General features: G+C 46.5%; 1 protein-coding gene. It reads left to right on the top strand.

Features of this window, described 5'->3' with window-relative positions; genetic code table 11:
- The first annotated feature begins 2 nt into the window (after positions 1 to 2).
- Positions 3 to 16,088, top strand: a complete 16,086-nt coding sequence (locus tag BAMF_RS30220; protein ID WP_013352449.1) for a non-ribosomal peptide synthase/polyketide synthase — start codon at positions 3 to 5, stop codon at positions 16,086 to 16,088.
- Positions 16,089 to 16,145 lie beyond the last annotated feature (57 nt).

The raw sequence follows: 16,145 nt of genomic DNA, 5'->3' as shown, positions 1-16,145 counted from the left end.
CAATGTCGGTATTTAGAAATCAAGAAACGTACTGGGATAACCTGTTTGATGAAGATGACGGCCTAAGCGTATTCCCTTACTTCAAAGCAGAGGATAATGCGTCATTGGCCCGTATCGGCTATCAGGAAAAATGCATCTGCCGTTCCTTATCTCCGGAAGTATCTCAGAGAATCATGACAATGGCGAATCATTCCGAAATGGCAGCCTATTTGATTTTATTGGCTGGTATTGAATGCTTGCTGTATAAATATACGGATCGAGCGAGTTTGATTCTCGGCATTCCAACGGTATCGAAGCAAAAAAGCAGCCAGTCAGCCGTTAATACCATCGTCCTCTTAAAAAATACGCTTACAAGCGAAAGCACGTTCAAAAGCGTATTCCAGCAACTGAAAGAAGCCGTTAATGATTCGCTGAAAAATCAAAACCTGCCGTTCCGGAAAATGGTTCAGAATCTAAACGTGCAATACAATGATGAGCATATTCCGTTCATTCATACCGTCGTTTCGCTTAACGAAATTCATTCCTTAAAATTTAAGGAAGACGCTGCAACCGATACGCTGTTTCACTTTGATATGGAGAACAACGGGGTTCACTTGAAGCTTTTTTATAACGGCAATCTGTACGATGAGCGCTATATGGATCAAATTGCAGCCCATTTGGATCAGCTGCTGTCCGTGATCTTGTTTCAGCCTCAAACTGCAATCCATACGGCAGAAATGATACCCGAGACGGAAAAACAGAAACTATTGTTTGATTTCAATGACACCGGCGCAGATTACTCCGGGAGCAGAACCGTTTATCAATTATTTGAAGAGCAGGCAGAAAGAACGCCCGAGCATCCAGCCGTGAAGTTTAAAAACTGCCATTTGACGTACAGAGAATTGAATGAAAGAGCCAACCGTTTGGCAAGAACATTGCGCAACTGCGGGGTTCAAGCCGATTCGTTGGTCGCTATTCTGGCTGATCGTTCATTGGAGATGATCGTGTCTATTATAGCCGTTTGGAAAGCGGGGGGCGCTTATGTGCCCCTGGACCCTGAATATCCAAATGAGCGGCTTCAATATTTGCTTCATGATGCGAATGCAGATGTTCTCCTTGTACAGCATCATTTTAAAAACAGCCTCACCTTTGACGGTCCGACGATTGATCTGAATGATGAAACATCTTACCATGCCGATTGCTCATTGTTATCACCTATAGCCGAACACAGCCATTTAGCCTATGTCATCTATACTTCAGGCACAACAGGAAAGCCGAAAGGGGTTATGGTTGAACACGGCGGCATTGCGAACTCGCTGCAGTGGAAGAAGGCGTTTTTTAAGCATTCTGCCAAGGACCGTGTGCTTGTCTTGTACCCCTATGTTTTTGATGCATTTATTTTAAATTTCTTCGGCCCGCTTATTTCGGGGGCAACCTTGCATCTTTTGCCGAATGAAGAGAATAAAGACCTTTTCGCCATTCAAAATGTCATGAAACAGGAGAGAATTACACATTTCTCAACTTCTCCCCGTCTTCTGAAAACGATGATCGAACAGATGAACGCAGAGGACTTCATTGATGTCCAGCATGTTGTTGTAGGCGGAGAGCAGCTGGAAACAGATACAGTTGAGAAGCTGTATTCTCTGCAGCCTCATATTCGAATCAATAATGAATACGGACCGACAGAAAATAGCGTGGTTTCTACGTTTCACCCTGTTCAGTCCGCTGATGAACAGATCACAATCGGCAAACCGGTGGCTAACCATCAAGCCTATATTTTAGGAGCGCACCAGCAAATCCAGCCGATCGGCGTACCGGGAGAGCTGTATGTCGGAGGAGCGGGAGTGGCCCGCGGCTACCTCAATCGGCCTGAATTGACGGAGGAAAAGTTTGTTCAGCATTTGCATCTCCCCGCTCAAAAGATGTACAAAACGGGTGATCTCGCAAGATGGCTGCCAGATGGAAGGATCGAATATTTAGGACGAATTGATCACCAAGTGAAAATTCGCGGCTACCGGATTGAGATCGGCGAGGCAGAGGCAGCCATGTTCAATCTGGAGAACGTTCGTGAAGCTGCAGTCGTTGCGCGGGAAGACGAAGACGGAGCCAGGCAATTGTATGCCTATTATGTCGGCGAGCCTTCTTTGACCGCCGCGCAGTTCAGAGACGAATTATCCCGTAAACTGCCGGATTATATGATTCCCTCTTACTTTATCCATTTGGAACACATACCGCTCACTTCCAATGGAAAGATTGATTTGAAAGCTTTGCCTGCTGCCGAAGAAAAAACGCGGACGGAAAATGAATACATAGCCCCGCGAAACACAACAGAAGAACTGCTGGTGTCTATCTGGCAGGAAGTATTGGGGGCAGAACGTATAGGAATTCTGGATAATTTCTTTGATTTTGGCGGAGATTCGATTAAATCAATTCAGGTGTCTTCCAGATTGTATCAAGCCGGATACAAGGTTGATATGAACAATTTGTTTAAATATCCCGCGATTGCTGAACTAAGTCCGTTTGTAGTGCCGGTCAGCAGAATGGCCGATCAAGGGGAAGTGAGCGGCAGGACAAATCTGACTCCGATTCAGCATTGGTTTTTTGAGCAAAAAATGCCGCATGCACACCATTACAATCAGGCCGTCATGTTATATTCGGCGGAAGGCTTTAAAGAGGATCCGCTTCGCCGGACGATGGAAAGCATCGCATCGCATCACGATGCCTTAAGGATGATTTTTGAAGAAACGCCGAATGGATACACCGCGCGAATCACAGGAACGGATGAACATGAATTATACCATCTGGAAGTGTTGAATTATAAAGAGGTAACAGATCCGGCTCAAGCAATTGCCGAAAAAGCGAATGAGATTCAAAGCAGCATGGTATTAGAGCAGGGGCCTTTAATGAAGCTTGGTTTGTTCCAATGTCCGGACGGAGATCATTTGCTGATTGCGATTCACCACTTGGTGATTGACGGGGTATCATGGCGAATTTTACTTGAGGATTTTGCAAGCGGTTATGAGCAGGCAGAGCAAGGGCAAACGATCCGCCTTCCGCAAAAAACAGACTCCTTTCCATTCTGGGCTGATCAATTGTCCAAATATGCGAAGGAAACCGACTTGGAGCAGGAGATTGCCTATTGGTCCGAGCTTTCAAGCACGAAGCCGCAGCCATTGCCTAAGGACAAAATAAGCGAAGGTTCGTTATTAAGAGACAGCGAAGAATTGACGATTCAATGGACAAAAGAGGAAACAGAGCAATTATTAAAACAAGCGAACCGCGCATACAACACGGAAATCAATGATCTGCTGCTGACTTCATTAGGACTCGCCGTTCACAGGTGGACTGGCATGGAAGACATTGTCGTAAATTTGGAAGGCCACGGGAGAGAACCGATTATTCCGGATGCGGATATTTCCCGGACGATAGGATGGTTTACAAGCCAGTACCCTGTCGTACTGAGGATGGAAGCCGGCAAAGACCTGTCACAGCGAATTAAGGCCGTGAAGGAAGGGCTGCGCCGTATCCCTGATAAAGGAATGAATTACAGCATCATTAAATATGTATCCGGGCGTCCGGAAGCGGAAACCCTTCAGCTGAATCCGGAAATATCGTTTAATTACTTAGGGCAATTTGACCAAAATCTGAAGCATCAAGCTTTGCGCATATCGCCTTTTTCCACTGGGTTATCGATGAATGAAAACCAAGAGAGACTGGCCGTGCTTGATGTAAGCGGCATGATAGCTGAAGGGAAATTATCGCTGACACTGAGCTACAGCAGCAAACAATACGAAAAATCGACTATGGCGCAATTTGCCCGAAGTTTGAAAGAAAGTCTGCAAGAAGTCATTGCGCATTGCGTAAGCCGGCAGCAGACTTCCCTGACGCCGAGTGACATCCTGTTAAAGAACATCACAATAGATGAACTGGAACAACTTTTGGAGCAGACACGTGAATTGGGCGAAGCGGAAAATATTTATCCGCTAACACCGATGCAGAAGGGTATGCTGTTTCACAGCTTGTTTGCCCCGAGTTCAGGCGCTTATTTTCAGCAAACGATGTTTGATCTGCATGGAGATCTGGATATTGATTCATTTTCGAAAAGCTTGGACGGCTTATCGCAAAAATACGATATTTTTCGCACGAACTTTTACAGAGGCTGGAAAGATCAGCCGCTGCAAATCATCTTAAAAACGAAAAAGATCGGTTTTCAATTCATTGACTTACGTGAGATGAAAAAATCACAAAAAGAAGAGATGATTCAGAAATACGCCAGAGAAGATAAGTTACAGGGGTTCGACTTAGAGAAAGGCGAGTTAATGCGGTTACTCATTCTTCGTACGGATGATACGGCATACCGTTTTATATGGAGTTTTCACCATATTTTGATGGACGGCTGGTGCCTGCCGCTGATCACAAAAGAAATATTCGAACATTACTTTGCTTTGCTTCAGCAAAAGCAGCCTGAGCAATCGTCAATTACTCCCTACAGTCGATTCATTGAATGGCTCGGCCGGCAAGATGCAGAAGAGGCCATGCGTTATTGGGATCAGTATTTAGAGGGATATGAAGAGCAAACCGGCCTTCCCAAGGATCACCATTCGGCGGATGAACGATACATTCTCGAGAAAGTGACGTGTGAAATAAGCTCTGATCTCACTTTGAAAATGAAGCAGACGGCCGGCAAGCGCCACGTCACGCTGAATACGCTGCTGCAGACGGCTTGGGCGGTTCTGCTGCAGAAATATAACCGGAGTAAAGACGTTGTTTTTGGAAGTGTCGTTTCCGGAAGACCGGCTGGAATTCCAAACGTGGAAACCATGATCGGCTTATTCATTAACACCATTCCCGTCCGAATCCGATGTGAAGCCGGAACAACGTTTGCCGAGCTTATGAAAGAGGCGCAGGAAAGGGCAGTAGCGTCGCAAAAATTTGAGACGCACCCGTTGTACGATATTCAGGCGCGGACAACGCAAAAGCAAGATTTAATTACACATTTAATGATATTCGAAAATTATCCCGTTGATCAGTATATGGAAAGCATAGGCCGGCAAAACGGATCATCCATCACCATTTCCAACGTGCAAATGGAAGAACAGACGAACTATGATTTTAATTTGACCGTTATACCGGGTGACGCGATGAACATCTATTTTGAATACAACGCCAATGTGTATGATCGATCAAGTATAGAACGGATTCGGGAGCATTTCATGCAAATTTTGCATCAAGTCGTGACAGATGCGGATATCCTGGTGGAGCAAGTGGAATTGTTAACGGAAGGTGAAAAAAGAACCCTTCTTCATACGCTTAACGACACGTCTGCGCCATTTCCGCAAATACCGGTTTATCAATTATTTGAAGAGCAATCACAGCGCACGCCCGATCAAGCGGCCGTGATCGATAAGGACAGGCAGCTCACGTACGGAGAGCTCAATAAGCGGGCAAACCAATTGGCGAGAACGTTAAGAGCGAAGGGCGTGCAGGCGGATCATCCTGTGGCTGTCATCAGCCGAAACAGTATCGAATCGGTGGTCGGAATCCTTGCCGTTTTAAAATCAGGCGGAGCCTACGTCCCTATCGATCCGGAATATCCGCAAGACCGAATTCGGTATATGCTGGATGACTCTCAAGCCGAAATCATTTTGATGCAGCGGGATGTCAGGGAGCAGCTCTCCTGCGAAGGCGTCACGGTTTTACTGGATGATGAAAGTTCGTATCACCAAGATGACGCTGACCTTGAACCGCTAAGTGATGCGAGCCATTTGGCGTATGTCATTTATACGTCAGGTTCCACAGGCCGGCCGAAAGGCGTATTAATCGAGCACCGGGGCTTGGCCAATTATATTTGGTGGGCGAAAGAGGTTTATGTAAAAGGCGAGAAAACCAACTTCCCGTTGTATTCGTCAATCTCTTTTGATCTGACGGTGACTTCTATCTTCACACCGCTAGTCACGGGCAATACGATCATCGTCTACGACGGTGAGGATAAAACAGCACTGATTGCATCAATTGTGCAGGACCCGAGGGTGGATATCATTAAATTGACCCCGGCCCATTTGCAGGTTTTAAAAGAAATGAACCTCGCCGATAAAACGGCTGTCCGAAGAATGATTGTGGGCGGGGAGAATCTAAGCACCCGGTTAGCCCAAAGTATTCATGAACAGTTCGAAGGCCGGATTGAAATATGCAATGAGTACGGGCCGACTGAAACCGTTGTCGGCTGCATGATTTACCGTTACGATGCCGTAAAGGACAGGCGGGAATCGGTACCGATCGGAACCGCTGCAGCAAACATGAGCATTTATGTCCTTGATGAGAATAGGAAACCCGTGCCGGTCGGTGTCCCTGGGGAAATCTATATCAGCGGCGCCGGCGTGGCAAGAGGATATTTAAACCGGCCGGAATTAACGGCAGAGAAATTTGTCGATGACCCGTTTGAACCCGGAGCCAAGATGTATAAGACCGGAGATTTGGCGAAGTGGCTGGCCGACGGAAACATCGAATATACGGGGAGAATAGATGAACAAGTAAAAATCAGAGGCTATCGTATCGAATTAGGAGAAATCGAGGCGGCACTGCACCAAGAAGAAGCAATCAAAGAAGCGGTCGTGACAGCCAGAGAAGATGTCCACGGGTTCAAACAATTGTGTGCATATTACGTGAGCTGCGGACAAATAACGGTATCCAAGCTTCGAAAACAATTGTCTCAAACCCTGGCAAGTTATATGATTCCGGCTTATTTTATCGAGATGGATGAAATGCCTTTAACCTCCAACGGAAAAATAAACAGAAAAGGGCTGCCGGCTCCGGATTTCGGGCTGCAGGACAGAGCAGAGTATAAGGCTCCCCGAACGAAAGCGGAAGAAATATTAGTTTCCGTCTGGGAATCGGTATTAGGCGCAGAGAACGTCGGTATTCTGGATAATTTCTTTGATCTCGGCGGAGATTCGATTAAATCAATTCAAGTGTCATCCAGATTAAAACAGAGCGGATACAAAATGGAAATCAAAGACTTGTTTCAATATGCAACGATTGCCGAATTGAGTCCGCATATCAAGCAGAATGTACGTATAGCCGATCAGGGTGAAGTCAAAGGAAAAGTCAGCCTGACTCCTATTCAGCATTGGTTCTTTGATCACATAACGGTAGATCCGCATTATTATAATCAAGCCGTCATGCTGTTTGCGCCGGAAGGTTTTCAGGAAACGCCGCTTCGTCAAACCCTGCAAAAGCTCGCTGAACATCACGACGCGCTTCGCATGACGTTCCGGCAGACAGAAAAAGGATACGAGGCACAAAATGCAGAGATCGGCCAAAGCAGGCTGTACCACCTTGAAGTCCTGAATCTGAAAGCAGAGTCCGACCCGGGGCAGATAATTGAGGCCAAGGCTGACGAGATACAAGGCAGTATGCGTTTAAGTGACGGGCCGTTAATGAAAGCCGGGCTGTTTCAATGTGCAGATGGAGATCATTTACTGATTGCCATTCATCATTTGATTGTAGACGGGGTTTCATGGCGCATTTTATTGGAGGATATCGTCAGCGGCTACAGGCAAGCTGAGAACGGGCAAGTGGTTCAACTGCCGCAAAAAACAGACTCTTTCCAATTATGGGCCAAGAGACTTTCAGAATATGCGCAAAGTGAAACGATAAAACAAGAACAGGAGTATTGGACAAAGATCGAACAAACCGAAGTAAAACCGCTGCCTACAGATTTTCATGAAACACAGACTACTGCAAAAGACAGTGAAACGGCAGCTGTGGAATGGACTAAAGAGGAAACGGAGCTGTTATTAAAACAAGCGAATCGCGCCTATAACACTGAAATAAACGATTTGCTTTTAACTTCCCTTGGTCTTTCCATATCACACTGGTCAGGACTTGAACACATTCCGATTCATTTAGAGGGACACGGAAGAGAACAGATTTTTCAAGATATGGATATCTCCCGCACGGTTGGATGGTTTACAAGCCTGTATCCGGTTGTGCTTCACGCGCAGCCAGGCAAAGAAATCTCTGATTATATCAAGATGACCAAAGAAGGGCTGCGCCAAATTCCGGATAAAGGGATCGGATATGGGATAGCAAGGTACTTAAGCGGCGGGATGCCATCAAAACTGAATCCGGAGATTAGTTTTAACTACCTGGGGCAGTTTGACCAAGATTTGCAGCAGCATAGGGTTCAATTATCTTCTTACTCCTGCGGTTCAGACTCAAGCGGGAATCAAGCCAGACCATATGTATTGAATATAAACGGAATGATAACCGACGGCCGGCTGACGCTTACGATCAGCTACAGCAGCAAACAGTACGCAAGAGAAACGATCAAGCGGTTAGCGGAAACGATTCAAAGCTGCCTGCGGACAATTATTACGCATTGCGTGCAGAAAGAACAATCGGAACTGACGCCAAGCGATATTTTGTTAAAAGGCATGTCCATTGACGAATTGGATCAGCTCCTCATTCAACTGCCGCATGCAGGTGAGATTGAAAACGTTTATCCGCTCACTCCGATGCAGAAAGGAATGCTCTTCCACAGCTTGCTGGATGAGGACTCGCATTCTTATTTCGAACAAGCATCGTTCGATTTACAGGGAGAGTTAAAGATTGATTGGTTTAAAGCAAGCCTGGAACGATTATTTGAAAAATACGCCGTGCTCAGAACCCGTTTTTACAGCGGCTGGAACGATACTCCTTTACAAATTGTCTATAAAACGCAAAAACCGCAGATTCATTTTGCAGATTTGCGCGACAAAGAGGAGTACCACCGCGAGGATGAAATCGCAGCCTATCAAAGAGAAGACAAGGAAAAAGGATTTGACTTGGCTCGGGGTCCGCTGATGCGCATAGCGATTTTCCGTATGGAAGACCGCAAATATCATTTGATTTGGAGCTTTCATCATATTGTTATGGACGGCTGGTGCCTGTCTCTTATCACGAAGGAAGTGTTTGAGCATTATAGAGCCTTGCAAGAAGGCAGGGAAACAGACCTTTCATCTGCAGCTCCTTACAGCGACTATATCGAATGGCTTGACCTACAAGATCACAGAGAGGCCAAACGGTACTGGAGCGAGTATCTTGACGGTTATAAAGGTGAAACCAGGCTTCTTCATAAAAGAACACAGCATGAACAAAAAGACTATGCCTATGCCAATGTGATCTGCGAATTAGACCGAGAACAGACAAAACGGCTGCAGCAGATCTCAAATCAGCATCAAGTTACATTACATTCACTGATCCAAACGGTGTGGGGAATTTTATTACAGAAATACAGCGGTTCCCCAGACGTTGTCTTTGGCAGCGTCGTGTCCGGAAGACCGGCGGAAATTCCTGGGGTGGAACAGATGATCGGCCTGTTCATCAATACCATTCCGGTCCGCATCCGCTGTGATGAGGACAGCTCTTTTACCGACACGATGCAAATGGTTCAACAAAAGGCATTGGCTTCCCAAGCATACGATACCTATCCTTTATATGAAATTCAGACACAAACGGATCAAAAGCAAAACCTGATTGACCATATCATGATCTTTGAAAACTATCCGATAGGGGAGCAGGTCGAAGAGGCTGGCCATCATGATACAGAGCTGAACATCACGAACTTTCATATGCAGGAACACTCCCACTATGATTTGAATGTGGTTGTCATTCCTGGCGAACAGCTGGCCGTTCATTTCGGTTTTAACGAAAACGAATATGAAAAATCTGATGTGGAGCGGCTTCGCGGACATTTTGAACAGCTCATGCAGCAAGTATTGCAGCAGCCGTCTGTCAAAATAGAAGATTTGGAGCTTCTCTCTCAGCAAGAAAAAGAACAACTGCTCAGCGATTTTCAATCTGGCGGCATGCAATACTCCCTTGAACAAACGATTCATGAGATGTTCGAGGAACAGGCGCACCGTACGCCGAACCAAGCGGCCGTTGTATACGAGGGTAAGCAACTAACCTACGAAGAATTAAACAGGCGTGCCAATCAGCTTGCGCGAACCTTGCAGGCGAAAGGTGTGCGGGCGGATCAGCTTGTCGGCATTATGACTGAACGCTCGCTGGAGATGATTGTAGGCATCTTAGGAGTGTTAAAAGCGGGCGGCGCATATCTGCCGATAGATCCCGATTCTCCGCCTGAACGCATCCGTTATATTTTAAGTGATTCAGGCATCAGCGTATTGCTTTATCGCGGAAAACTGCAGGATAACATCGGCTGCCCGCGGACATGTATCGATCTCTTGGAGGAGCATGCCTGCCACGAAGAAGGAAACGACCTTGCGCTCTCTCATCAGTCGACTCAACTGGCCTATGCCATTTATACTTCCGGCACGACTGGAAAGCCTAAAGGCACGTTAATTGAACATCGCCAAGTCATTCACCTGATTGAAGGGCTGAGCCGCCAAGTTTACTCTGCTCATAAGGGGGAGCTGAATGTAGCCATGCTCGCTCCCTATTACTTCGATGCTTCTGTTCAGCAAATATATGCTTCTTTGCTGTTAGGACATACCTTGTTTATTGTTCCGAAAGAGGTCGTGTCAGACGGTACTGCATTATGTCGTTACTATCGGGAGCATTGCATTGATATTACCGACGGAACACCTGCCCATTTAAAGCTCTTAATAGCTGCAGGTGATTTGCAGGGAGTCCCGCTTCAACACCTTTTAATCGGCGGAGAGGCTCTTTCCAAGATGACGGTAAATAAATTCATGCGATTATTCGGCGACCATGGCGCTGCGCCAAGGATTACCAATGTATATGGGCCTACAGAAACTTGCGTAGACGCGTCCCTGTTCCACATTGAATGTTCTGCAGATGCTTGGATACGCAGTCAAATTCATGTCCCTATAGGCAAGCCGTTAGGCAGCAACCGCATGTACATTCTTGATTCAAAAAAACGGCTGCAACCGGCGGGCGTCCAAGGCGAGCTGTATATTGCAGGGGACGGTGTCGGGCGGGGTTACTTGAACCTGCCGGAACTAACGAATGAAAAATTTGCTGCCGATCCGTTTGTCCCGACAGACCGAATGTACAGAACCGGTGATCTGGCCCGCCTTCTGCCGGATGGAAATATTGAATTTATCGGCCGGATTGACCATCAGGTGAAAATTCACGGTTTTCGGATTGAACTCGGTGAAATCGAATCGGTGATGCTGACCATTCCTGATATTCAAGAAGCCGCCGTAATCGCCCTTGAAGATGCAGATGAAGAATATTACCTGTGCGGATACTATTCTGCGGACAAGCCAATACAGATCAATGAACTTCGCGAAAATATGGCCCGGCATTTACCGGGATATATGATACCGGCTTATTTTGTGCAGCTGGATCAAATGCCGCTTACGCCAAACGGGAAGCTGAACCGTCAGTTATTACCGGCTCCGGTCAACAAGCGGGACAGGGGCATAGAATATGTGCCGCCGCGGACTTCTGCAGAAATTCAGCTGACGGCAATTTGGCAGGATGTTCTCGGGTTAGAGCAGGTGGGGATTCGAGATAACTTTTTTGATATCGGCGGACACTCCCTGCGTGCAACGGCGCTGCTAGCAAAAATACAAAAGCAAATGCATGTCCAAATTCCTTTGCGGGACGTGTTCCTTTTTCCAACCATTGAACAGCTCGCGCGGATGATCACAGAAACGGAGTCAACCGGATATGCCGCTATTCCTGCAATTGAAAAAAGACCTTATTATCCGGTATCCTCAGCACAAAAACGGTTGTACATTCTCAATTCTCTGGAAGGAGGAGAACTCAGTTATAACATGCTGGGCCTGATGGCTGTCGAAGGAACGATTGATCGTGAAAAGCTGCAACAAGCCTTCCTCACACTGATTCAGCGTCATGAATCTTTGCGTACCGGTTTTAAAATGGCCGGCGGAGAACCTGTCCAGTATGTCTTGGATCACGCAGCGTTCGAAGCAGAGTGGTATCAGGCGGAAGAAAATGATGCGGATCTTTATATCCGCCAATTTATCCGTCCGTTTCACCTCGAGGAGCCGCCGCTGCTTCGCGTGGGGCTGATCGAACTTCAACCAGATCGCGGAATTCTGATGTTTGATATGCATCACATTATTTCTGACGGAACATCCATGAACGTATTGATCAAAGAATTTATCCGGATTTATGAAGGAGAGACATTACCGCCTCTGCGCATCCAGTACAAGGACTACGCAGTATGGCAGACCGGAGAAGCGAGATTAAAGGAGATGCAAAATCAAGAAGCCTATTGGTCAGAGCTGTACAGCGGCGACGTTCCTGTCCTTCATCTGCCGACCGATTATATACGGCCGTCGGCAAGGGGTTTTGCGGGAGCCACGATGCATTTTACGCTGGATAAGCAAAAAAGCGCCGGGTTGAAGCAGCTGGCATCCCAAACCGAATCTACTTTATATATGGTGCTCCTTGCGTCTTATACATTATTGCTTTCAAAATACAGCGGCCAGGAAGACATTATTGTCGGCAGTCCTATAGCGGGAAGACCGCATGCGGATTTGGAACCCATTATCGGAATGTTTGTCAATACACTGGCAATGAGAAATTACCCAGAAAAAGGGAAGACGTTCACTCAGTATCTGTCCGAAGTGAAGGAGAATGCACTAAAAGCCTATGAGCATCAAGATTACCCGTTTGAAGCACTGATCGATCAACTGAATATCGCCAGAGATTTAAGCCGTAATCCGTTGTTCGACACCATGTTTGTGCTTCAAAACACGGAGCAGGAACAGTTAGAGATAAAAGACGTATCTTTTAAACCATATCCAAACGAACATACGATGGCGAAATTTGATTTAACCTTAACGGCTGTGGAAGAAGAGTCGGGTATTCATTTTACGATGGAATACTTGACGTCTCTGTTTAAACCGGAAACGATCGAACGTATGATGGGGCATTTTGTACAGCTGATTGATTCGATTATCAAACAGCCTGAAGCCGAACTGGCTAGGTTAAATATGATGACTCGAAAAGAGAATAGTGAAATTCAGAAACTCTTTAACGATACCGCAGATAAACGAATTCCGACAACGGTTCATCAGCTTTTTGAGCAGCAGGCTGAGCTTAACCCAGACCATGAAGCCGTCCTGTTTGGAAATCAGGCACTGACTTATCGCCAGCTGAATGAACGTTCCAATCAGCTGGCGCGCGTCCTTCAAGATAAAGGTGCACGCACTGATCAGGTGGTGGCCGTTCTCACGGATCGCTCAGCAAATATGATGATCGGCATTTTAGCCATATTAAAGGCCGGCGCAGCATTTCTTCCTATCGATCCGGAACTTCCTGATGAACGGCGGGCGTTTATGCTGAAAGACAGCGGCGCCGGAGTGCTTTTGACTGGTGCGGGCCACACCATTCCGCCGCTCTTTGAAGGGGAAGTGCTTTTGCTTGACGATCCGTTATTATATCAAGGCGAAGCGGACAATCTTAATCTTTCCTATTCGGAGAATGATGTAATGTACATCATTTACACGTCAGGCACAACAGGGAAACCAAAAGGAGTTCAGCTGGAGCACAAGACCATGACGAATCTGCTCGCTTATGAAGAGGACCATACGCAGCTGCGCTTTGACAGGGTGCTGCAATTTGCTGCAATGAGCTTTGATGTTTGCTATCAAGAAATCTTCTCCGCGCTTTCAAGCGGAGGAACACTCTATATCATCAGCAATGAGGCAAAACGGGACATACGCCAGCTCAACGATTTTGTCAAAATGCACAGAATCCAAACCGCATTTCTTCCGACTGCGTTCCTGAAGCTCCTTGCCTCGGAGAAACACTATTTCGAACCGTTTGCCGAGTGCGTGGATCACATCATCGCTGCGGGAGAACAGCTCATCGTAACAAGGATGCTGCGAGACATGCTGGTACGCCACCATGTTACATTGCATAATCATTACGGTCCGTCGGAGACGCATGTCGTGACCATGTATACCGTTGACCCGGATACAGATCAGGAACTTCAGCCGATCGGCAAACCGATTTCAAATACGGAGATTTTCATTTTGAATGAATCGGGAACCCTTCAGCCTGTCGGAATCGTCGGTGAACTTTGTATCTCAGGAGTCAGCTTAGCCCGCGGTTATCATAACAGAGAGCCTTTGACGCTCGAAGCATTTGTTCCGCACCCATATGACAAGAAGCAACGGATGTATAAAACAGGCGATCTGGCCCGTTACCTTCCCGACGGAAATATTGAATATGCGGGGAGGATGGACCATCAAGTCAAAATCCGCGGTTACCGGATCGAACTCGGCGAGGTGGAGGCCGCTCTGCTAAGTCTCGAGCCTGTACAGGAAGCAGTTGTTCTGGCAAGAGAAAATGCAGATGGGCAAAGCGATTTGTATGCCTACTTTACAATGGAGCAATCACTGCCGATCAGTCAGCTGAAAGAAAAACTTGCTGATCAAATACCGAGCTACATGATCCCTTCATACTTCATCCAACTGGAGAAACTGCCGTTAACCTCCAATGGAAAAGTCAATCGAAGAGCATTACCGATGCCTGAAGCCGGTTTGCAAACCGGAATCGACTACGTTGCTCCGCGGACGAGTATGGAAGAGCAGCTGGTTTGCATCTGGCAAGACGTTTTGAAAGTAAAAGAAATTGGCGTAAAAGATAACTTTTTCGATCTGGGCGGCCACTCGTTACGGGGGATGACGCTCATCGCCAAAATTCATAAGCAATTCAGCAAAAACATTTCATTAAGAGAGGTATTTCAATGTCCGACCATTGAAGAAATGGCAAAGGCTATCGCAGAAGCTGAAGCCGACAGGCCGGATTACATTCCGGCAGCCGAGGAAAAAGATGTCTATCCTGTATCCTCCGTGCAGAAGATGGTTTACCTGTCAACACAAATTGAAGGCGGCGAACTTAGCTACAACATGCCGGGAATCCTTACATTAGAAGGAAAAATCGACATGAATCGCTTGCAAACCGCTTTTCAAAGACTGATTCAGCGTCATGAATCACTGCGTACCGGATTTGAAATGATCCGCGGGGAACTGATGCAGGTGATCAAGCCGGAGATAAATTTCTCTATAGAAAGGGACAAGGCAGCATCGGACGAGGTTGAGGAACTTTTCCGCGCCTTCGTGCGGCCGTTCGATCTCAGCCGGGCTCCGTTACTTCGGGCCGGACTCATCGAACTAGAACAAGACCGGCAAATTTTTATGTTTGACATGCACCACATCATTACGGACGGAGCATCCATGAATATTTTTGTCGAAGAACTGATTCAATTGTATGACGGCAAAGAATTAGCTCCGCTCCGTATTCAATACAAAGACTTTACTGAATGGAAACACCAAAAAGAACAAAGAGAACGAATCAAGAGGCAGGAAGAGTATTGGCTCGGTGTATTTGAAGAAGAGCTGCCGACATTCGAGCTGCCGAAGGATTTTGCAAGACCGCCGGTGAGAAGCTTCGAAGGGAAGCGGCACAATTTTACGCTCGATAAGACTGTCATCGAAGGTATAAAACAGCTGGAAGAATTGACAGGTACAACCGCTTATATGATTTTGTTTTCGGCTTACTCCATACTGCTGGCTAAATACAGCGGTGAGGATGATATCGTCGTCGGCACACCTATTGCGGGAAGAATGCATGAAGATTTACAGCATATCATCGGAATGTTTGTCAATACATTAGCCATCCGTACCGCTCCAATAGCGGAGAAGACGTTTTTGGATTATATAACGGAAACGAAAGAAACAATGCTGAAGGCTTATGAACATCAAGAGTATCCTTTTGAAGAATTAGTTGAGAAATTGGGAGTGAAACGTGATTTAAGCCGCAATCCGTTATTCGATACGATGTTCGTACTCCAAAATACGGAACAAACGGATATTGAGGTGGACTCTCTCGCTGTCCGACCTTATGAACAAACGAGCACGGCTGCCAAGTTTGATTTACAGCTGACCTTCGTAATGGAACAAGATGAGATACAAGGCAGCTTTGATTACTGCACGAAGCTATTTAAAAAGAATACCATTGCTGTATTGGCCAAGGATTACATCATGATCCTTTCGGCGATTTTACGAAACCCATCCATTCCTTTAAAAGAGATTCAATTAAGTGAAAAAGTAAAGAAAAGTAAACATCTCGCAAGCACAATCGAATTGGATTTTTAATCATGGCCGGCAGCGGCTGTCCCGGCACGAATGCCGCGGCTGCCGCCAGCCTTCTTC

The organism is Bacillus amyloliquefaciens DSM 7 = ATCC 23350 (assembly GCF_000196735.1).
Taxonomy (GTDB): Bacteria; Bacillota; Bacilli; order Bacillales; family Bacillaceae; genus Bacillus; species Bacillus amyloliquefaciens.
This window is presented reverse-complemented; position numbering and strand designations above follow the sequence as displayed.